This window comes from Microbacterium sp. ZW T6_19 (assembly GCF_044987465.1).
Taxonomy (GTDB): Bacteria; Actinomycetota; Actinomycetes; order Actinomycetales; family Microbacteriaceae; genus Microbacterium; species Microbacterium natoriense_A.
On record NZ_JBJDRH010000002.1, the window covers coordinates 244,046 to 264,347 of the forward strand.

Consider the following 20,302-nt stretch of genomic DNA (forward strand, 5'->3'; position numbering starts at 1 on the left):
CTAGCCTGGAGGGATACCCCGTCCACCGTCATGAAGGGAGCACACGATGGATGTTCTCGGTTCCCGCATCATCATCGCCGCCTTCGACGGCTGGAACGACGCAGGCGAAGCCGCGAGCGGAGCCATAGCGGCGCTGCGGTCGATGACCGACTACGACCTCGTGCACTCGATCGACCCCGAGCTCTACTTCGACTACCAGTACACACGCCCCGCCACGAAGATGGACGGCGAAGGGCGACGTCAGCTGACCTGGCCCGAGGCCGGTCTCTGGCGCCCGCGCGATCCGGCGACGGGTCCCGAGTTCTGGCTGCTCACGGGTGTCGAGCCCGCACGCACCTGGCAGTCCTTCGCCGCGGAGTTCATCGACGTCGCGCTTCGCGATGACGTCACGGGGCTCGTGACGCTCGGAGCGATGCTGTCGGATGTACCGCACACCCGGCCCATCTCGATCTTCGCGTCAAGTCAGAACGACGACGTGCGCGAGGCGTACGGGCTCGAGCGATCGCTCTACGAGGGGCCGGTCGGCATCCTCAGCGTGTTCGAGCACTTCGCCGAGAACGCCGGCATCCCGACGGCCAGCCTGTGGGCCAGCGTGCCGCACTACGTCGCCTCGGCCACGCCTTCGCCCAAGGTCACCCTCGCCCTGCTGGACCGCCTCGAGGAGCTCACCGGGGTTGACGTGCCCCGCGACAATCTGCGCACCGAGGCCGCAGCCTGGGAGGCGTCGATCGACGCGGCCGCGGCTGACGACGAGGACATGGCCGAGTACATCCGCCAGCTGGAGCGCACCCGTGACACTTGGGACTCGCCCGAGGCGTCCGGCGATGCGATCGCGCAGGCGTTCGAACGCTACCTGAAGCGGCGCGGCGACGGGCCGGGCGACCTCAAGCGGTGAGGACCCCGGTGCCGAGCAGCACCAGCAGCGCGGTTCCGAGCAGCACGCGGTAGATCACGAACGGCAGGAAGCTGCGCTTCGAGATCCAGTTCATGAAGAACGCGATGACACCCAGAGCGACGACGAAGGCGATGCCGGTCGCCGCCAGCGTCTCGCCGAAGGAGAAGTGCTGGTTCGGTGCGTCCCAGCTCTTGTACACCTGGTAGAAGCCGCTGCCGAAGACGGCCGGGATCGCGAGAAGGAAGGCGTACCGTGCTGCGGCGGCGCGCTCGTAGCCGAGGAACAGCCCCATCGTGATGGTGCCGCCGGAGCGCGAGACCCCGGGGATCAGAGCAAGCGCCTGGGCCAGACCGTAGCCGATGCCGTGCGGGTAGGTCAGATCGTCGAGAGTGCGGCGCTTGGCGCCGACGTGATCGGCGATCCCGAGCAGGATGCCGAACACGATGAGCATGATCGCCACGATCCAGAGCGACCGCAGCACGCTCTCGATCTGGTCCTGGAAGAGCAGACCGAGGACGACGATCGGGATGCTGCCGATGATGATCATCCAGCCCATCCGAGCATCGGGATCGTTGCGGGGCACCTTGCCGGTGAGGGATCGGAACCAGTGCGAGATGATCCGCACGATGTCGCGCCAGAAGAACACGACGACCGCGGCTTCCGTCCCGATCTGCGTGATCGCGGTGAATGCGGCGCCCGGGTCTTCTCCGGAGGGCAGGAAGCTGCCCACGATACGCAGATGCGCGCTGGAGGAGATGGGCAGGAACTCGGTGAGTCCCTGGACGATGCCGAGGAGGAGGGCTTCGAGCAGGTTCATACGGGGCCTTCTGTGCGGGCTGCGCCGGCGGGAGTCGGGCGCTCAGTACGAGCGCAGCAGATCGGCCAGCACCTGCTGACCGAAGACAAGCGAGTCTACGGGTACTCTCTCGTCGACGCCGTGGAACATGCCCGTGAAATCGAGATCGGCCGGCAGCCGCAACGGTGCGAAGCCGTAGCCGGTGATGCCGAGGTAAGCGAGCGCCTTGTTGTCGGTTCCGGCGCCGAGGAGGTACGGGATCACCGGTACGCCAGGGTCGTGCGCACCGAGGGTCGCGACCATGGCATCGACCAGTCCGCCTTCGAACGGCGTCTCCATCCCGATGTCCTGCACGACGATCTCGATGGCGATGTCGTCGCCGACGATGCGCTGCAACTCGGCGAGGACGTCGTCCTCGGTGCCCGGGATCACGCGCACGTCGATGAGGGCCTCGGCGCGCTCGGGGATCACGTTGTGCTTGTACCCCGCGCTCAGGACCGTCGGGTTCGTCGTGGTGCGGAACGTGGAGCGCAGGAAGGCCTCGGCAGGTCCGGCTGCGGAGGCGAGGGCATCGGGGTCGTCCGTCGAGCGGCCGGTGAGCTCGCTGAGTCCTTCGAGCAGGGCCCTCGTGGTGTCGGTGAGCTGGATGGGCCAGCGGGTGCGGCCGATCGCGGCGACGGCTTCGGCGAGCTTGGTCACCGCGTTGTCGTCGTGTAGGCGGCTGCCGTGACCGGCCCGTCCCTTGGCGACGAGACGGATCCAGATCATCGCCTTCTCGCCGACCTGAAGCAGGTATGCGCGCCGGTCGTCGACCGTGATCGAGTATCCGCCCACCTCGCTGATCGCCTCGGTCGCACCGGCGAACCACTCCGGTTTGTTCTGGACGACGAGCGCGGAGCCCTCGACGCCGCCGTTCTCTTCGTCGGCGAAGAACGTGATGATCAGGTCGCGCTGGGGCTGCTCCCCCGAGCGGATGATGTCGGCGATGGCCGTGAGGATCATCGCGTTCATGTTCTTCATGTCGACGGCTCCGCGGCCCCACAACATCCCGTCCTGAACGATGCCGGCGAACGGGTCGACGCTCCAGTCCTCTGCGACCGCAGGGACGACGTCGAGATGGCCGTGCACCACCAGTGCCGGCTTGCTGCTGTCGCGCCCCGCCACGCGGGCCATCACATTCGTGCGGCGCGGGATGGGCTCGTAGTACTCGACCTCGAGGCCGAGCTCTTCGAGATACCGGCCGACGTACTCCGCCGCCTCGCGTTCACCCTTGGCGTTGCCGCCGCCGTAGTTGGAGGTGTCGATGCGGATCAGCTCGCCGGCGATGCGGACGACCTCGGGGAGCGGCTGAGCAGTCATGGCTCCAGGCTATCGAACCCGGGTGGCGCGCCCGGGAGTCAGGGTCGGTTTCAGAGAGCCCCCGCGCTCGTGCTAATGTAAATCTTCGTTCGGCAACGAACATCCAACACCTGCGCGGGTGGCGGAATGGTAGACGCGCTAGCTTGAGGTGCTAGTGCCCGATAGGGCGTGGGGGTTCAAGTCCCCCTCCGCGCACAAGACGAAGAAGAGCCCCGATCCGGACGGATCGGGGCTCTTCTTCTTTGTGATGGCCGTGCAGCGGAACGACTGCGCTCCCGCCTATCAATGCAGCCAGGTCCGCGATCGCACGCCGCCGCTGAGCAGTCGTTTGGCGGTGTACATCTCCTCGTCCGCCGCGGAGATCAACTCGTCTGCGCTGGGCCGAGGATCGTCGGCGCCCGTCCACGAGATCACGCCCACGCTGGCGGACAGCGGCATCCCCTCCGCAGCCCCCGCCAAGGGCGCGGACACGGCGTCTCGCACACGACCGGCGAGCCCGCTGGCATCGTCGCGGTCCACATGATCCACCACGATCACGAACTCGTCTCCGCCCAGGCGCCCGATCGCGTCACCCGAGCGGCAGACGCGCACCAGACGCTCCGCGACGGTGCGGAGCACCTCGTCGCCGGCGCTGTGGCCACGCAGGTCGTTGATCGCCTTGAAGCCGTCGAGATCGAGGAAGATCACGGCAGAGCTCCGCTCCGAGAGATTCGCGGTGGTCAGCAGCTCGGTCAGGCGGGCGGACAACCCCGCTCGGTTGAAGAGACCCGTGAGGCCGTCGTGAGACGCGTCGTGGCGAAGCCGGTCCTGCAGGCGCAGATGTTCCACGACGCGTTCGGCTTGGCGCGCGAGGGCGACCAGCGTTCCCGCCTCATCCGGACCGAGTGTGCGCGGCCGGCGGAACCAGCAGCAGATCTCGCCGATCACCCGTCCGTCCTGCCGCACGACGGGCGTCAGGATCAGGGATTCCACCCCGGCTCGGTTCAAGGCGTGAGCTGAACCCGGCAAGGTTCGCACGATGTCGTCGGGATCGTGGCAGATCACCTGATCGGAGCCAGCCCTCAAGCCCTCGTCCTGGTCGACGCCGAAGGGAGGGTCACCCCACGTCGAGACGCCCCCACCGTGGTCTGCAAGTCGCACCACGGTCCATGCCGATTGCGTCGCCTGTCCTGCAGCATCGATGAGAACGCGGCCGAGATCCTCGAGGCCGCGGGCCACGGCGAGCCGCCCTGTCGCATCCTGCAGCAGGGCGAGTTCACGGTGCGCGGCGTCAGCCGTGCGACGAGTCTCCACAAGCTCACGTTCGAACGCAGACCGCCCGATCGCGTCCATGGCGACGATCACTATGCGCGCACTGCCGGCGTCATCGACCCGTCGATCGGCATTCACGAGGAGCGGATGCCGACTCCCATCCGGGCGCCGTATCTCGAGGACGAGTTCACGCACGCGGCCCTTCTCCACCAAGCGGGGCACCACCTGGGTCTCGTAGAGCATGCGTGCCGCCGGCGGCATCCACTCGGTGAGATTCCGGCCGACCAGCGAGTCCTCCCCCGCGCCCAGACAGTCGAGCGTCTTGCGATTGTGGACGAGCACGACGCCCGTCATGTCGACGGCGAGGATCGCGGCCGGGGCTGCGTCGACGAGATCCGCGGCCGACTCGCCACCGGTCACAGGGCGTTCCTGATGACCTCGGTGACCAGAGCAGGCTCTGTGAGCAGAACGAAATGCCCCGCGCTGTCGAGCTGCACGAGGTCGTTCGAAGGGATGCGGGTGCGCAGGTACTCCCCGATGTGGGGCGGGCAGATGATGTCGCCCCGAGACTGGACGATCGTGCAGTGCACAGGGATCTCGTCCAGCCGACGCCGCACATCGCTGAAGAAGACGACGCGGGCGAAATGCACGGCCACGCGCTGAGCCGTCGTCGCGAAGAGCGTACGCACCCTGTCGACGACTTCAGGACGATCGTCACGGGCGGTGACCGCCGGAGCGAGCGACGAAGCCCAGCTCGGCTGGTTCGTCTCGATCGCGGCGAGCAGGCCGAGCACGTCATCTCGGCTGAAGCCGCCGACGTAGGCCTCATCGTCCACGTACCTCGGCGACGGGCAGACCATCACGATCTCGCGGAACAGCTCAGGACGACGGATGGACGCCAGGGCCCCGATCATCCCGCTGATCGAGTGGGCGACGAGCACCGCGCTCTCGGCCGCGATGGCATCGAGGACCTCGATCAGATCGTCGGCGTAGCCCTCGAGCGCGTCGTAGCGGCGCTCGTCATAGGAGCCGAGGTCAGAGGCGCCCGACCCCACGTAGTCGAACAGCACGACACGATGGTCCGCTGCGAACGTCTCGGCGATCGGCCGCCAGATGGACTGATCGGTGCCGTATCCGTGAGCGAAGACGATGACATCCGCGTCGACCGGCCCCAGGATCGTCACGGCGTTGCGCCGCATGATCTCCTCGGCCGATAGCTCTCCTGGTCGATCCGCGAGTACGTCCGTCACGGCATCCGCCCTCTCATCTGCTGTCACGCTGAGACTACGGCACAGACATGCCCGGGAGAGTCGTTCGCCACGATGGGCGCCGCTAGGCCGCGCCGACGCCGAACACCAGCCCGAGCACGTACGTGATCGCCGCCGCCCCGAACCCGATCGCCAGCTGGCGCAGAGCCCGGCGCAGCGGCGGGCCACCGGAGAGGATCCCGACCATCGCCCCTGTCGAAAGCAGGGCTACGCCGACGAGGATCAGGGCCACGATGACCGCCGTGGTCCCCTGCAGCCCGAAGAGCCAGGGCAACACCGGCACGATCGCTCCCGAGGCGAACAGCAGGAAGCTCGAGATCGCCGCGGTCCAGTCGCTGCCCACGATCTCGTGGTCGTCGGCTCCGTGGGTGCGCACGGGACCCGTCGTCGCGTACTGCGCCCCTGCTCGCGCGGCCGTCACGATCTTGCGGGCTCGGCTGAGCGACTCCGCCTCGTCCATGCCGCGGGCCCGGTAGACGAGGGCCAGCTCGTTCTCGTCGATGTCCAGATCCGCCGCGGACGCGGCGGCATCGTCGTTCGCCTCGGTGGACGCCAGGAGCTCACGCTGCGACCGCACGGAGACGAACTCCCCTGCTCCCATCGACAGCGCGCCGGCGAGGAGGCCCGCGATACCGCTGAACAGCACGAAGCCGCTGCTGACGCCGGTCGCGCCGATGCCGAGCACGAGCGCGAGATTGCTGACGAGGCCGTCGTTCGCTCCGAAGACGGCCGCCCGGAACGAACCCGACAGACGCCGCCGTCCGCGTGCGGCGAGCCCTCGCACGACCTCGTAGTGCACCTTCTCGTCCGCCCGCATGGCCGGCGAGGCCCAGGCCTCGGTGTCGTACGGAGAACGAGCCTCAGCGCTCTGCGCGAGCGCGAGCACGAAGATCGACCCGAACTTCCCGGCCATCCACCCGAGCATGCGCGAGCGAAGGCCGGCCCGAGGCAGACGGGCGGGCTCCGCGCCGAGAAGATCGAGCCAGTGCTGCTCGTGACGGCGCTCGGCCTCGGCGAGGTTGAGAAGGATCTCGCGTTCCTCGCCTTCCCGACGGGCGGCGAGGCGCTGGTAGACGGTGCCCTCGGCGCGCTCCTCGACGAGATAGCGCGCCCAGCGGCGACGATCGGCGGCGGTGGGCTCTGCGGCAGCGGGCGCTGTCATGCTCTCCTCCAGGATTCGGGCAACCGTTCAACGCTATCCGGGCGGATGCCGGGTCGCCGAGTCCGGACGAGGATTGCCAGGTTTTCGGGAATCCGAACCCGTCGGCGCGATCGAGCGCCCGGCCGTCAGGGAGCAGGACTTGTGGTCAGGAGCGCACGCGCTTGCGGAGCACCTCGATGCGCGACTGCAGCTGCGTCACGGTGGCCTGTGCGACGGCCGGGCCGCCGCAGATCCGACGCAACTCGGCGTGCACCGAGCCGTGCGGCTCCCCCGTCTGCCTCGCGTAGAGTCCGACGAGACTGTTCAGCAGCTGCCGCTGCTCTTTCAGGGTGCGGTGCAGCGGCGTCGGCAGCGTGGTCGTCTCGGTCGGATCGGCCGTCGACTCCCTGACTTCCCGCAGGCGCGACTGGCGAGCGGCGCGCTGCATCAGCAGCTCGTGCACGTGCTCGGGTTCGAGGAGACCCGGGAATCCGATGAACTCCTCCTCTTCCGGCGTGCCGGGTTCGGCGAGCTGCCCGAAGTCCTTGCCGTCGAAGACGACGCGGTCGAAGTGGGCGATCGACGAGATCGCCTGGTAGCTGAACTCCTGAGTCAGGGCGTCCGAGGCGTCGTCTTCGCGATTGGCGCTCTCGAGCAGCGAGTCGTCGAGCCCGTCTGCATCTTTGTCATTGCGGTCGAGGGCGTGATCGCGCTGCTTCTCCATCTCGTTCGCGAGGCCCATCAGCACCGGAACGTTGGGCAGGAACACGCTCGCGGCTTCTCCGCGCCGTCGCGCCCGCACGAACCGGCCGATGGCCTGGGCGAAGAACAGCGGAGTCGACGACGACGTCGCGTACACGCCGACGGCGAGTCGCGGCACGTCGACGCCCTCGGAGACCATGCGCACCGCGACCATCCAGCGGTCGTCGCTCGCGCTGAACTTCTCGATGCGCTGCGAAGCGGAGGCGTCGTCGGAGAGCACGATGGTGGGCTGGCGGCCGGTGATGCCGTGCAGGATCTTGGCGTAGGCGCGGGCGACCGTCTGATCGGTCGCGAGAACCAGTCCCCCGGCATCCGGGATGTGGTGGCGGATCTCCGTCAGCCGTCGATCCGCCGCCGACAGCACGGCCGGCATCCACGAGCCCTCGGGGTCGAGAGCCGTGCGCCATGCCTGGGAGTTGACGTCCTTCGTGTTGTCCTGCCCCAGATGCGCCTCGAGTTCGTCGCCCGCGCTGGTGCGCCAGCGCATCTTGCCCGCGTACATGTGGAACAGCACGGGTCGCACCACGCCGTCGGCGAGAGCGCGACCGTAGCCGTAGCTGTAGTCGGTGCTCGACACACGTGCGCCCGACTCGTCGGGCAGGTACTCAACGAACGGGATGGGCGCGGTGTCACTGCGGAAAGGCGTGCCGCTCAGCAGCAGGCGTCGCTTCGCGGGTCCGTAGGCATCGCGGATCGCGTCACCCCAGCTCAGCGCATCGCCGCCGTGGTGCACCTCGTCGAGGATCACCAGGGTCTTGGCGTCTTCGGTCAGGTGCCGGTGGACGGACGACTTCGCCGCCACCTGCGCGTAGGTCACGACGACGCCGTGGTACTGCCGTGCGGGAGCCCAGTGGCTGTTCTTGAAGTAGGGGTCGAGCCTGATGTGCACGCGCGCAGCGGCATCCGCCCACTGCGTCTTCAGGTGCTCGGTCGGGGCGACCACGATGATCCGGTTCACCTCGCCGATGCGCATCAGCTCGACGGCGAGGGTGAGGGCGAACGTGGTCTTGCCTGCTCCGGGGGTGGCAGCGACGAGGAAGTCACGCTGATCCGCCTGGAAGTACTGGTCGAGCGCCTCCTGCTGCCAGGCCCGCAGCTTGTTCGCGGTGCCCCATGGGGCGCGCTGAGGGAAGGACGGAGAAAGCATCCCTTCAACGATAAGCGGTGCTGCAGACAGAGAGCACACGCTGCCGTCGTACGCCTGCGCCGGGTAGGCTCGTTCCCTGCGCCGCCGCGATCCCTGAATGGCGCATGTTCGCGAAGGAGAGCTGGATGACCGACCAGGATTCGACCCGGACGCCGTTCGTGGCCAACGAGACCTCCCATCCGTGGCGGCGCTTCGTCGCGATCGGAGACTCGTTCACCGAAGGCATCGGCGATCCCGATCCCTCGGCACCCGGCAGCCACCTCGGCTGGGCCGACCGCGTCGCGGAAGTGCTCTCGCAGCAGGTCGACGACTTCGCCTATGCGAATCTCGCGGTGCGCGGCAAGCTCATCGCTCAGATCGTCAGAGACCAGATCGAGCCGGCCGTCGCGCTGCGACCGGATCTCATCTCGATCTGCGCCGGCGGCAACGACGTCATCCGCCCTGGTACCGACCCCGATGCGATCGCCGTCCAGCTCGAGGACGCGATGGCACGTCTCGCGTCGACCGGTGCCGCCATCGTGGTGTTCACGGGGATCGATACGGGCTTCACACCCGTCTTCCGGCCGTTCCGCGGCAAGGTCGCGATCTACAACGAGAACGTGCGGGCGATCGCGGATCGGCACGACTGCATCGTCGCGGATCAGTGGGCGCTCAAGGTCGTGCAGGATCCGCGGTTCTTCGACGACGATCGCCTGCACTACAACGCGCTCGGCCACCACGAAGTCGCGCGCATGGTGCTGCGCGCCCTGAACGTCCCGAACGATCTCGAAGCGATGCAGCCGGAGCCCATTCCCGTGCGCACCTGGCGCGAGGCCCGTGCGGAAGACCTGGGCTGGGCCCGCGAGCACCTCGTCCCGTGGGTGCTGCGCCGCCTGCGGCACCAGTCCTCCGGCGATCACGTCGCCGCCAAGCGCCCCGACGCTGCTCCGTTCATCCGGTTCGAGACTGATCAGAGCTGACGACGCAAGCCCGTCAGCGGGACAACGCCCACAGGGCGACCGCGGCCGCGGAGGCGACGTTGAGGGAGTCCACTCCCCCGGTCATCGGGATCGTCACGACGCTGTCTGCGGAGGCGAGGGGTGCCCGAAAGACCGTCGCCCTCCGAACCCATCATCAGCGCCACCCGGGCGGGGCGGTCGCGCGCGTAGACGTCGAGGAGCACGGCGTCGTCAGCCAGTGCGAGCGCGGCGAGCTCGACCCCGGCACGGCGCATGTCTTCTAGGCCTCCCCTCTGTCATGCAATAGCCGAGCGCCGTGGCGGCCCTGATGATGCGCTCTCGGGTCTCGGAGCGCACTCGATCGGAGAACTCACCGCCAGCGACTCTGTTGAGATGCCACTCCCGCCCGTGCCGCGACGTCGTACATCGTGACACGTCGTGGGCGTGCGCATCCCTGACCTCTGCAGTTGATCGAAGTACTTCGATTCCTGAGACTAGTCCCCTGCCACTGGATCTCCCGGAGCCGCAACAGGTTCCCCCCATAGGTCTCAAAGCGACAAGTCACCGCTTCTCGGATCGGACTTGAAGGAGCCAGCGCAAACCTCCAATAGTCCTCCGCCTAGCTCATAGGAATTAACAAGTGCAATGACAGCATCCACGCGACCGCAAACCTCGACACTTCGCATAGGCGGCCTGCTCTGGACTATCGGCCCTGCCTGGTATGTCCTCTGCGAAGCCATCGCCGCGTCAGCCTTCCACGGCTACAACTACGCAACCTTCTACATCAGCGATCTCGGCGTGCCGGAGTTCGGCGAGCTCGAGGGGCGGACTCTCGCGTCCCGTCTGCCGCAGGTCATGGACGCCGGCTTCATCGGCGCTGGCGTCCTGTTCCTGCTCGGCCTGGTCGTGCTGCTGGCGAGCCTGCGTTCGGGAGTGCCCAAGGCACTGCTCGCGGGGTTCGGAATCCTGCACGCTGTCGGCATCGTCTTCGTCGGGCTCGTTCCCGGCTCGCCCCAGAACGTCGACAGCGGATTGATCATCATCCATGTCCTGGGGGCCGTCGCCGCGATCGCAGGCGGCAATCTAGCGGCGATCTCCTCGACCTGCGCGCTCCGGCAAAGCGGCCTGTCGCGCTCCGTACGAAGCCTCGGCATGGTGCTCGGCATCGCGGGGTTACTCAGCGCAGTGCTCCTGACCCTGCACTGGGTGCTTCCCGACGGGGTGTGGGAACGCGGGGCGGTCTACTCATTCATGCTGTGGCAGCTGCTCATCGGCATCACACTGCGTACGGGCGCGGGTACGGCACGGCACGGTCGCCCACTCCGTCAAACCCCGAGCATGAGCGCGAAGCAGTGACCAAACCCAGGCTGCAGCACAGTACTAGAGTCGCCCGCGTGAACGCGACAGCGCACTCCAACGGCGTCGCGACGCTCCACCGCCCCGTCGGCATCTTCGATGCGGGGATCGGCAGTTACGACATCGTGCGCCGCATCCGTGCCGCTTATCCTCGGCAGGACGTGCTGTACCTCGCCGACCGCGCGAGCTTCCCCTACGGAGCCAAGAGCGAAGACGCCCTCCTGGCCAGCGTCGGGCGAGCTGCTCAGACGCTCGAATCTCTTGGTGCGAGCTCGATCATCCTCGCCTCCAACGCGCCCAGCGTGACGGTCCTCGAACCGCTGCGCGCGCGGGTGCAGGTGCCGATCCTCGGAGTGCTCCCACCGGTGCGCGCAGCATTGACCGCGATTCCAGACGATCGCACACTCGCAGTGGCCGGCGCGAGCGTGCTAGTGCACAGCGACGCGCTCCGGCACCTCATCTCCGACGCCGCCGGTGCCGACGCGGACCGCGTGCACGCCGTGGCCGCCGACGAACTCATCGCCCTCGTCGAATCAGGCGCATTCCTGGACCAGGCGAAGGTCGAACATCCCATTGCCCAATTCATCGCGGCGCTCCGCCAACAGCACCCGCAACTGGGTGGCCTGTCCCTGTCGAGCACACACATGCCGTGGCTTGCCACCGCGATCGCCGAGGAGGCTCCCGACATTATGCTTTTCGACCCAGCCGACGATGTCGTTGCCGAGTTCGCACGGCTAGCCACGCACGGCTCCGGAAGCCTCGAATGCCTCGCCACAGAATCGCACCGGCATCCGATCCAGGATTTCCAAACGATGTTGGAGAAGATGCGCCTCGACATCACGCCGACACTCATCGAGCTCTGATTACGCCCGTTGAGAGGCACATCGGCGTGGCGCGACCTCGAGCGCGCAACCCACGGAAAGAACCTGGTTGGACGCATGGAGATCGGCGATAGAGGCGCTCGTGCCGAGCGTCTCCGGCGCATCAGTCATCACGGCGCTGCCAGCCAGGCCGCCGGGGCTGCCCGGAGGCGCGGATACTCAATCCCCAGCGCAGGGTTCCGGGCGATCGCCACCGGTGACCTCGACAAAGCAGTGAACATCTCGCCCTTGGCGTCGATCGGCCAGGTGACTGCCGTGGGGTGAGTGCGATCCGTTCGATCCGAACTGACACCACCACGGATGTTCTACCTCGTTGCGTAGAACGTCACCGCCGTCGCTGCGGCGACGTTCAGCGAGTCGACGCCACCCGTCATGGGAATGGTCACGCGGCGATCGAGCAGGCGATCGGTTGCTGGCGTGATGCCGTCGCCTTCGGTGCCGAATACCAGCGCGAGCTTCTCGTGATCTTCAGCGACCAGCTCGTCGAGGGTGATCGCTCCCTCCCCCAGCGTCATGCCGGCGACAACGTAGCCAGCGTCCTTGAGTTCGTCGATGCCTGCTGGCCACTCCGGAATCCGGGTCCACGGCACCTGGAACACCGTGCCCATCGAGACGCGCACGGAGCGCCGATACAGAGGATCCGAGCAGGTCGGCGTTACGAGAACTGCGTCGACGCCGAGCGCGGCAGCGTTTCTCATCGCACTCCCGACATTGGCGTGGTCAGCCAATCCCTCTAGGATGGCGATGCGCGAGCGGGACCTCTGCGAAGAGTCTGGAACGCGTGTTTTGGGGTCACACACGTTCGTGTGGTCGCCGATTCCCTCCAGGAGCAGCACCAGCGAGGCATCGGCGACGATGTCGGCGACCGACGGAAGCGTCGGTCGGTGCATCGATGCGATCGCTCCGCGGTGCACCGCGAACCCGGTGACGCTCTCCGCCACCTCATCCGGAACGACATAGACGGGGACATCGTGCTCGACGAGCAGAGAGCGGATGCCGTCGACCCAGCGTCGCTGCACCATGACCGAGCGCGGACGGTGCCGCGCGGCGACGGCACGCTCGATGACCTTGGCCGATTCTGCGATGTAGAGCCCACCTGCCGGTTCGGAGACAGCCCGCAGCGCGGTGTCGGTGAGGCCGCGGTAGTCGTCCAGCCGCGCGTCGTCTGCGGAGGCGATCTCGATGAGTTCCATAGACCTCCACTGTGACATGCGCGGCGAGCCGGTGACGGCCGCGCCCCGTAGACTCGCTGAGGGAGGTTCCGTGACCGCGATGACGGATGACGAGCTCGACGCTCGCATCGAGAAGGCCGCAGATCTTCTCCGTGGACGCAAGGTCGCCCTGCTCACGGGCGCCGGCATCTCGACCGACTCCGGGATCCCCGCCTATCGCGGCGAAGGGGCCCGCACCAGGTCCGACCCGATGACGATCCAGAAGTACCTCGGCGACGAGTCCGCTCGGCGGCGCTACTGGGTGGGCGGTCACCTCGGCTGGCGGGCCTTCGCGCAGGCCGAGCCGAACGCGGGGCACATCGCCCTCGCAGAGATGGAAGCGGGAGGCGTCGTCAGCGGCGTCATCACGCAGAACGTCGACGGTCTGCACCTGCGCGCCGGCAGCTCGCACGTGATCGAGGTGCACGGCACCATGCGCCGCGTGCTCTGCCTGCACTGCGGTCAGGTCTTCGACCGCCGCGACATCGCTGGGCAGATCGAAGAGCGCAACCCCTGGATCGCCGTTCCCGAGAACGTCGTGCTCGCACCGGACGGCGATGTCCTGCCCGAGAGCACAGACGGGTTCATCGTGCCGGTGTGCACGGTGTGCGAGGGGATGCTCAAGCCCGACGTCGTGTTCTTCGGCGAGTACGTGCCGCAGGACAGGTTCAAGGCCGCCGAGTCGCTGCTGCGCGCGAGTTCGGCGCTGATCGTCGCCGGCTCCTCCCTCGTCGTGAACTCGGGAGTCCGGCTCGTCGAACGCGCGCGTCGTCGCGGCATCCCCCTCATCATCGTCAATCACGAGCCCACTCGCGCCGACACCTGGGCGGACGTCACGCTCGCGTCCGGCACGAGCATCGTGCTCCCCGCCATCCAGGAGCTTCTGCAGTGACCCTCATCACCCTCGTCCGACACGGCCAGACCGACTGGAACCTGGCTCGCCGCATTCAGGGAACGACCGACATCCCGCTGAACGAGACCGGCCGGGCCGACGCACATCGGGCAGCCGACCAGCTGAGCGGATCCGTCCACCACACCATTTACGCGAGCCCGCTGCTGCGCGCCCGAGAGACCGCGGAGATCATCGCGGCAGAGCTGGGGCTCGGCGCTCCGGCGCTCGTGCCGGAGATCCGGGAGCGGGAGTTCGGCGAGGGCGAAGGGATGCTCGTTCCCGAGTACCTCGAGAAGTACGGCGACTGGCACGCCCCGGTTCCCGGCGCCGAGTCGCTAGAGGAGGTCGGCGAGCGCTCACTCGCGGCCCTGCACCGCATCGCCCGTGAGGCGCGCCGACGTTCAGCCCCCGTGGCCGAGTCGGTGATCGTCGTCGCTCACGGCGGTGTCATCCGCTCCCTCATCGATCACGTCTCCGGCGGCACGCTCCCGAAGATCGGCGACATGCTGGCCAACGGCTCGGTGCACCGCTTCGAGGTATCGCCCGCGTCGGTGCGCCTGCTCGAGCAGGCGCGCGTCTTCTGACGATGGGTCACGAAGGGGCGGTGTCCGCATGGCTGCGAGCCATGGCCATACGCTTCGACGAGGTCGACCCCGACGACGTTCCCGACGCGCAGCTCGAACCCTTGCTCGCCTTCATCGGCGACTCTCGCGTCGTCGCGCTCGGCGAATCGATGCACCGCAGCCACGAATTCCTCGCCTGGCGGGCACGGCTGCTGCGATTCCTCGTTGAGCGCGCGGGCTTCAGCGCCCTCGTCCTGGAGAGCGGCTTCGTCGAGGGCTTGTCGGTCGATGGTTGGGTGCGCACCGGGGAAGGCAGTCTCCGCGAAGTGCTGAACGAGGGCGTCACCTACCATTTCGGGAAGTGCCAGGAGGCCCTCGACCTCGTGGTGTGGATGCGCGAGCGTGCCTTGGCGGGCGAACCCGTGCGCTTCTACGGCATGGACGTCCCCGACTCCGCCGCGTCGGCGCTTCCCGCTGTGCAGGAGGTCGTCCGATTCCTCGATCGGGCCGATCCGCCCTACGCGGATCACCTGCGCGCGACTCTTCTCCCGGCGTTCGACCACCTGCCCGCCGATCGATCAGGGCTCGCCCGCGCGGCGACGGCGATCCAGTCCTACCTCGCACTCCCGGGTGACCGGCGCCACGCGATCACCGCGGCGATCAACGGCATGACAGAGCGCCTGCGCGCACGCGCGACCGACTACGCCGCCGCCGGAGCCGATCCCGAACATGTCGCGATCGCCATCCGCGCGTCGGAACTGGCCCGAAGCACAGATGCGTTCCTCGCGGCCATGTCCGAGGGCCCCACGCGCACCTGGTCACCGGCGAACATCCGGGACGTGGCGATGGCCGACACGGTGGAGTGGATCCTGCACCGAGAGGAGCGCGTTCTGCTGTTCGCCGCCAACGGGCACGTGCGCAGGACTCCGTATCTCGCTCCCCCGTTCGTCAGCGACCCGCTCGCCACGGTGGGCACGCATCTGGCGGCACGGCTCGGCGATGATCTGCGGGTGATCGGTACGACGTTCGGCGGGGGCGAAGCATGGCTTCACCGTCCGAGCCCCACCGACCCGCCGGGGCACTCCACGCCCTTCGTCGAACAGCTGGCTGCGCCGCGAGGGGATACGCTGGACGGGGTCCTCGCGGCTGGCGGGTCAGGGACGTTCTTCGTCGACCTGACCGGAGCCCCTGAACCGATCATCGCGGCCGCGGGCACCCACAACGGTCCCGAAGTCGAACTCGCCGATATCGGCGCTGCGTTCGACGGCATCCTGCACGTCGAGAGCCTGTCGCCATGGCACACGTGGATCGACGAACGAGGGCACTGGAGCTGATCAGCCGTGGCGGGCGATGATCGATCGAGCGTGACGGAGCACTGGCTCGTCGATCATCCGGCCCCGGAAGCGGAACACGCCGCGCTCGGCGTCAGCGGCGTCGATCACCGCGCGCGCCCATTCCACCTCACCGGCGTCGGGACGGTAGGCGTTCCTGATCACCGCCACCTGCGAGGGGTGGATGCACGCGGTCGCACGGAACCCTGACGATGCGGCGTCCGTCGCTTCGCGCTCGAGCCCCGCCAGATCGTCGATCGCGATGTGCACGGCATCGATCGCCGTCTTGCCGTGCGCGCCCGCCTCGAGCAGCACCCGCGAACGCGCATACCGCGCGATGTCGCGATAGCCGCCCTCCGCCGTACGGCTCGATGTCCCGCCGAGCGATGCCACGAGGTCTTCTGCCCCCCACATCATGGCGGTCACCCGGGGGTGTGCGGCGATCCGATCGGCAGCGCTGACACCGCGCGCGGTCTCGCACAGCGCGATGAGCGAGAAGCTGTCGTCGAAGACGTCGAGAGCGTCGGGGTTCTCGGCCTTCGCGACCATCACCGTTCGGAAGCCGGTCCGAGCGAGGGCCGCCAGGTCGGCCGCGAAGGCGTCTGTCTCCGGCGCGTTCACCCGGACGATGACACGGGCGGGATCGATGTCGGCATCGACGAGGTTGATCCGCGCGGCCGCCTTCGCCGCCGGCAGCACCGCGTCCTCGAGATCGAGGATCACGGCATCCGCCTTCTCGAGGGCTCCGTGGAAGCGATCAGGGCGGTCGGCGGGGCAGAACAGCAGCGCGGGACCGAGGTCGAAGCTCATTGGTTCTCCTGTTCAGGCAGGCGGTGTACCAGCACCGTGCGGATCGCGGTCGCGACGACGACGTCGTCTTGGTTGCGGCCGGTGTGGGCGATCGTGACGATCCCCTGCGTCGGACGCGAGGATGAGAGCCTCTTCGCCGTGATCGTGCTCTCGGTGTACAGGGTGTCGCCCGCGAAGAGCGGATGCGGAAACGCGATGTCCCCGAAGCCGAGCTGGGCCACGAGGGTGCCCTGCGTGAGCTGCGCCACGGAGCTTCCCACCATGGTCGACAGCGTCCACATCGAGTTCATCAGTCGCTGGCCGAACTCCTGCGAACGCGCGAAAGCCGCATCGAGGTGCAGCGCCTGCGTGTTCATCGTGAGAGTGGTGAACAGCACATTGTCGGCCTCGGTCGCTGTGCGGCCGGGCCGGTGCAGATACCGGGCGTCGACTTCGAATTCTTCGAAGTAGAGACCCCGCTGGACGATCTCCCGCGCACTCATCTCGGCTCCCTCCTGTGGCTCTGCCCCGCGCATCCTGCCACGCTACCCGGCGAGGCCGAGCGACCGCGCGATCACGAGCAGCTGCACCTCGGTCGTGCCTTCGCCGATCTCGAGGATCTTCGAGTCGCGGTAGTGGCGCGCCACCGGGAACTCGTTCATGAAGCCGTTGCCGCCGAAGATCTGCGTGGCATCGCGTGCGTTGTCCATCGCCGCCTCCCCTGCGACCAGCTTCGCGATCGCCGCCTGCTCGGCGAACGCTCGACCCGAGTCGCGAAGACGCGCCGCGTGATGCCAGGCGAGTCGGGCCGTGTGCACGCGTGCCCGCATCCGCGCCAGTGTGAACTGGGCGTTCTGCCGAGTGCTGAGCGCGCTGCCGAAGACGGTCCGGCTCTTGGCGTAGTCGACCGCTGCCTCCAGGCATCCCTCTGCGGCTCCGGTCGCCAGCGCGGCGATCGCGATGCGCCCCTCGTCGAGGATGCTGAGGAAGCTCCGGAAACCGGTGCCCCTCTCGCCCAGCAGGTTGCCGGCGGGCACCCGGGCGCCCGCGAATGTGAGGGGGTGGGTGTCGGAGGCGTTCCAGCCGACCTTGTCGTACGGCGCCTCCACCGTGAATCCGGGTGTGCCGTTCGGGACGATGATCGTGGAGATCTCCTTGCGGCCACCTTCGACGCCCGTCACCGCCGTGACCGTGACGAACCGGGTGATGGGCGTGCCCGAGTTCGTGATGAACTGCTTCGAACCGTCGATAACCCACTCCTCGCCCTCCAGCCGAGCAGTCGTGCGCGTGGCGCCGGCGTCGCTGCCCGCTTCGGGTTCGGTGAGCCCGAAGCCCGCCAGCGCACGCCCCGCGAGAAGATCCGGAAGGAACTCGCTCTTCTGTGCCTCCGTGCCGAACCGGTAGATGGGCATGGCGCCGAGGCTGACCCCGGCTTCGAGCGTGATCGCGAGAGACTGGTCGACGCGGCCGATCGCTTCGATCGCGATGCCGAGCGCCATGTAGTCGCCGCCCTGGCCGCCGTACTCCTCGGGGAACGGGAGCCCGAACAGGCCCAGCTGACCCATCTGCGCGACGACGTCCATCGGCAGAGTGTGCGTGCGATCGGCCTCATAGGACTGCGGTGCGATGACGGTCTCGGCGAAGTCGCGCACCATCGCTGCGAGCTCGAGTTCCTCTTCGCTCAGGTCGTCCATCATCGGTCCTCCTCCGTCGTCCCCGGTTCGGGGATCTCCGTCACGCGGGCGACCGGCTGGGCGCGCCGCACCTGGTCGCCTGCGGCGACCAGAAGGTCGACGACGCCGTCGTGCGGCGCCACCACCAGATGCTCCATCTTCATGGCCTCGATCGACACGAGCGGATCGCCCGCATGGACGGCCGCGCCGTGGTCGACGTGCACGGCGACCACGCTTCCCGGCATGGGTGCGCGAGCCTCCGGATCGGTTGCCGCAGCTGCCGTATCGCGTGCAGCCAGACGGCGCAGCATCCGCTGACGTCGGTCGAGAGGCCGCAGCCGGGCGGATCGACCGTCCGACGCGACCCACACGGCGCCCGCGTCATCCGAGACGGCCACAGCGGGCGAAGACGGCGCAACGGCAGCCTCCGCCAGGATGAGCTCGTCGTCGTCGGTGAGGTAGGCCGCTGGTCCGACAGCGCTGTCGTCGCGCTTCGACGCCCACACGGCTCCGGCTCGCAGGTGCACGGCGTCCAGCCCACCACGGTTCGACTCCCACCGCTCCTGGAGCAGCAGGTGGTGTCGTACGGCGTCGAGCATGGAAGACGTCGGAGGCTCCGTCGCCATCGGGAGCAGCGACTCGATCAGTCCCGTGTCGAGATCACCGGCCGCGACCCGCTCGTTCCGGCACAGCGTGCGCAGAAACGAGATGTTCGTCTCGACACCGAGCACTACGGTACGGCCGAGCGCCTCGTCGAGCCGGCGCAGGGCGGTCACTCGGTCGTCGGCGACGGCGATCACCTTGGCGATCATCGGATCGTAGAAGCCGGTGATCTCGCTGCCCGTCTCGATGGCGGAATCGACGCGTACGCCGGGCGGAATCTCGAACGCCAGGATCCTGCCCGTGGACGGGACGAAGCCCCGCTCCGGAGCCTCGGCGTAGATGCGCGCCTCGACGGCGTGCCCTGCGACACGCGGCTCGATATCGAGAGGGAATCCCGAGGCTACGCGCAGCTGCAGCTCCACGAGATCAAGCCCGGTGACCTCCTCCGTCACAGGGTGCTCCACCTGAAGACGCGTGTTCATCTCGATGAAGAAGACTTCGTCGGGAGCATCCGCGTCGACGAGGAACTCGACCGTTCCGGCGCCGACGTAGGACACGCTCTCGGCAGCCCGCACCGCGGCGTTCAACAGCCTTTCCCGCGTGCTGTCCGGGATCCCTGCGGAGGGGGCCTCCTCGATCACCTTCTGGTGGCGGCGCTGCAGCGTGCACTCGCGCTCGCCGAGAGCGAGCACAGTGCCGTGCTCATCGCCGAAAACCTGCACCTCGATGTGACGAGGCCGTTCGATCAAGCGCTCCAGGATCAGAGAGTCGTCGCCGAAGGCTGACGCCGCGATCCGTCGAGCGGTCGCGAGCGCCGCTGCGAGGTCTGGCGCCACGGACACGACCTCCATGCCCTTGCCGCCCCCGCCGGCGCTGGGCTTGACGAGCAGGGGGAACCCCACGCTCTCTGCCTCTTCGGCGATCTCGATGTCGGAGAGGCCTTTCGCATCGAATCCGGGGACGACGGGGACTCCGTGTATGGCCACGTGCTCGCGCGCCTTCGCCTTGTCGCCCATGATCTGCAGGGCGTCGATGGACGGGCCGATGAAGACGATGCCGCTCTCGGCGCAGGCCTCGGCCAGCCCCACGCTTTCGGAGAGGAAGCCGTATCCGGGATGGATCGCCTGTGCTCCGGTCGCGCGCGCCGCTGCGATCACGGCATTGATGTCGAGGTAGGACTCTGCTGCCGGTGCGGGGCCGATGCGCACGGCGGCGTCGGCCTCCTCGACGTGCGGGGATGCGGCATCCGCATCGCTGTACACGGCGACGCTGCGGATGCCCAGCTCACGCAGAGTGCGGATCACGCGGCGGGCGATCTCGCCGCGGTTCGCGACGAGGACGGTGTGGAACAGCGTCGGTTCCGGGGTCGAAGATCTCATGAAGCTGCATCCGTCGGTTCCGGGGCCATGGTCGGGGTGACGGAAGCACCCAAGGCAGAAGGCATCG

General features: G+C 68.0%; 18 protein-coding genes, 1 tRNA gene and 1 pseudogene. 8 read left to right on the forward strand and 12 right to left on the reverse strand.

The features are described 5' to 3' along the window. The first annotated feature begins 46 nt into the window (after nt 1–46). Nucleotides 47–895, forward strand: a complete 849-nt coding sequence (locus ACI3KT_RS03635) for a PAC2 family protein (protein WP_292908766.1) — start codon at nt 47–49, stop codon at nt 893–895. On the opposite strand, the gene ACI3KT_RS03640 is transcribed toward ACI3KT_RS03635, so the two are convergent. After that, nucleotides 885–1,712: an undecaprenyl-diphosphate phosphatase gene (locus tag ACI3KT_RS03640; protein ID WP_292908768.1), complete on the reverse strand. Its 828-nt coding sequence runs from the start codon at nt 1,710–1,712 to the stop codon at nt 885–887. The two genes, ACI3KT_RS03635 and ACI3KT_RS03640, sit on opposite strands and share 11 nt — an antisense overlap. 42 nt (nt 1,713–1,754) lie before the next feature. Next, entirely contained in the window at nt 1,755–3,050 is a 1,296-nt protein-coding gene (locus ACI3KT_RS03645) for a M20/M25/M40 family metallo-hydrolase (RefSeq protein ID WP_404902631.1), read from the reverse strand. A gap of 112 nt (nt 3,051–3,162) precedes the next feature. On the opposite strand from ACI3KT_RS03645, the gene ACI3KT_RS03650 reads away from it, so the two are divergent. After that, a tRNA-Leu gene (locus ACI3KT_RS03650) sits at nt 3,163–3,245 on the forward strand. Between the two features lie 87 nt (nt 3,246–3,332). Here ACI3KT_RS03650 and ACI3KT_RS03655 read toward each other — a convergent pair. The 4 genes from ACI3KT_RS03655 to ACI3KT_RS03670 all read right to left on the reverse strand — a co-directional run bounded on the left by ACI3KT_RS03655 (nt 3,333) and on the right by ACI3KT_RS03670 (nt 8,619). Further along, nucleotides 3,333–4,721: a diguanylate cyclase domain-containing protein gene (locus ACI3KT_RS03655; RefSeq protein ID WP_404902632.1), complete on the reverse strand. Its 1,389-nt coding sequence runs from the start codon at nt 4,719–4,721 to the stop codon at nt 3,333–3,335. Further along, entirely contained in the window at nt 4,718–5,578 is an 861-nt protein-coding gene (locus ACI3KT_RS03660; RefSeq protein ID WP_404902634.1) for an alpha/beta fold hydrolase, read from the reverse strand. The genes ACI3KT_RS03655 and ACI3KT_RS03660 overlap by 4 nt, the downstream gene beginning before the upstream one ends. A 55-nt stretch (nt 5,579–5,633) precedes the next feature. After that, complete coding sequence (locus ACI3KT_RS03665) at nt 5,634–6,731, reverse strand: VIT1/CCC1 family protein (protein ID WP_404902636.1); 1,098 nt, start codon at nt 6,729–6,731, stop codon at nt 5,634–5,636. A 145-nt stretch (nt 6,732–6,876) separates the two neighbouring features. Further along, nucleotides 6,877–8,619 carry a DEAD/DEAH box helicase gene (locus ACI3KT_RS03670; protein ID WP_292908778.1) on the reverse strand — a complete coding sequence of 581 codons (1,743 nt, stop codon included), beginning with the start codon at nt 8,617–8,619 and terminating at the stop codon, nt 6,877–6,879. A gap of 125 nt (nt 8,620–8,744) precedes the next feature. On the opposite strand from ACI3KT_RS03670, the gene ACI3KT_RS03675 reads away from it, so the two are divergent. Further along, nucleotides 8,745–9,578, forward strand: coding sequence for an SGNH/GDSL hydrolase family protein (locus ACI3KT_RS03675; RefSeq protein WP_404902638.1), 834 nt, complete (start codon nt 8,745–8,747; stop codon nt 9,576–9,578). A gap of 13 nt (nt 9,579–9,591) precedes the next feature. Here ACI3KT_RS03675 and ACI3KT_RS03680 read toward each other — a convergent pair. Further along, nucleotides 9,592–9,823: pseudogene (locus ACI3KT_RS03680) on the reverse strand (TrmH family RNA methyltransferase); the annotation flags it as partial. 379 nt (nt 9,824–10,202) lie between these two features. Here ACI3KT_RS03680 and ACI3KT_RS03685 point away from each other — a divergent pair. Together ACI3KT_RS03685 and ACI3KT_RS03690 are read left to right on the forward strand one after the other, a co-directional pair. After that, the gene (locus tag ACI3KT_RS03685; protein WP_292908782.1) at nt 10,203–10,913 is read left to right on the forward strand and encodes a DUF998 domain-containing protein; all 711 of its coding nucleotides are present in this window, start codon (nt 10,203–10,205) and stop codon (nt 10,911–10,913) included. Nucleotides 10,914–11,074: 161 nt separating this feature from the next. Next, complete coding sequence (locus tag ACI3KT_RS03690; protein WP_404902639.1) at nt 11,075–11,776, forward strand: glutamate racemase; 702 nt, start codon at nt 11,075–11,077, stop codon at nt 11,774–11,776. Between the two features lie 323 nt (nt 11,777–12,099). Here the strand turns inward: ACI3KT_RS03690 and ACI3KT_RS03695 are convergent, their stop codons facing one another. After that, nucleotides 12,100–12,987 carry a TrmH family RNA methyltransferase gene (locus ACI3KT_RS03695; protein ID WP_404902641.1) on the reverse strand — a complete coding sequence of 296 codons (888 nt, stop codon included), beginning with the start codon at nt 12,985–12,987 and terminating at the stop codon, nt 12,100–12,102. Between the two features lie 79 nt (nt 12,988–13,066). Here ACI3KT_RS03695 and ACI3KT_RS03700 point away from each other — a divergent pair, with 79 nt between their 5' ends. From ACI3KT_RS03700 to ACI3KT_RS03710, 3 genes are read left to right on the forward strand one after another with little or no spacing between them, the layout of a single operon-like run. Then, nucleotides 13,067–13,897, forward strand: a complete 831-nt coding sequence (locus ACI3KT_RS03700) for a Sir2 family NAD-dependent protein deacetylase (RefSeq protein ID WP_292908838.1) — start codon at nt 13,067–13,069, stop codon at nt 13,895–13,897. Continuing rightward, nucleotides 13,894–14,481 (forward strand): histidine phosphatase family protein, encoded by a 588-nt coding sequence (locus tag ACI3KT_RS03705; protein WP_307296779.1) that lies wholly within the window; start codon nt 13,894–13,896, stop codon nt 14,479–14,481. The genes ACI3KT_RS03700 and ACI3KT_RS03705 overlap by 4 nt, the downstream gene beginning before the upstream one ends. 41 nt (nt 14,482–14,522) lie before the next feature. Further along, nucleotides 14,523–15,794, forward strand: a complete 1,272-nt coding sequence (locus tag ACI3KT_RS03710; protein ID WP_404902642.1) for an erythromycin esterase family protein — start codon at nt 14,523–14,525, stop codon at nt 15,792–15,794. Here ACI3KT_RS03710 and ACI3KT_RS03715 read toward each other — a convergent pair whose 3' ends face one another. Genes ACI3KT_RS03715 through ACI3KT_RS03730 form a run of 4 tightly spaced genes read right to left on the reverse strand, consistent with a single transcriptional unit; the run spans nt 15,795 to nt 20,235 of the window. Continuing rightward, nucleotides 15,795–16,601, reverse strand: coding sequence for an HpcH/HpaI aldolase/citrate lyase family protein (locus ACI3KT_RS03715; protein ID WP_404902643.1), 807 nt, complete (start codon nt 16,599–16,601; stop codon nt 15,795–15,797). After that, the gene (locus ACI3KT_RS03720; RefSeq protein WP_404902645.1) at nt 16,598–17,083 is read right to left on the reverse strand and encodes a MaoC family dehydratase; all 486 of its coding nucleotides are present in this window, start codon (nt 17,081–17,083) and stop codon (nt 16,598–16,600) included. The genes ACI3KT_RS03715 and ACI3KT_RS03720 overlap by 4 nt, the downstream gene beginning before the upstream one ends. 42 nt (nt 17,084–17,125) lie before the next feature. Then, nucleotides 17,126–18,274 (reverse strand): acyl-CoA dehydrogenase family protein, encoded by a 1,149-nt coding sequence (locus ACI3KT_RS03725; RefSeq protein ID WP_292908840.1) that lies wholly within the window; start codon nt 18,272–18,274, stop codon nt 17,126–17,128. Beyond that, a complete protein-coding gene (locus ACI3KT_RS03730) occupies nt 18,274–20,235 on the reverse strand; it encodes an acetyl/propionyl/methylcrotonyl-CoA carboxylase subunit alpha (RefSeq protein ID WP_404902647.1) in 1,962 nt (653 codons plus the stop codon). Before ACI3KT_RS03730 ends, ACI3KT_RS03725 begins: the two co-directional genes overlap by 1 nt. Nucleotides 20,236–20,302 lie beyond the last annotated feature (67 nt).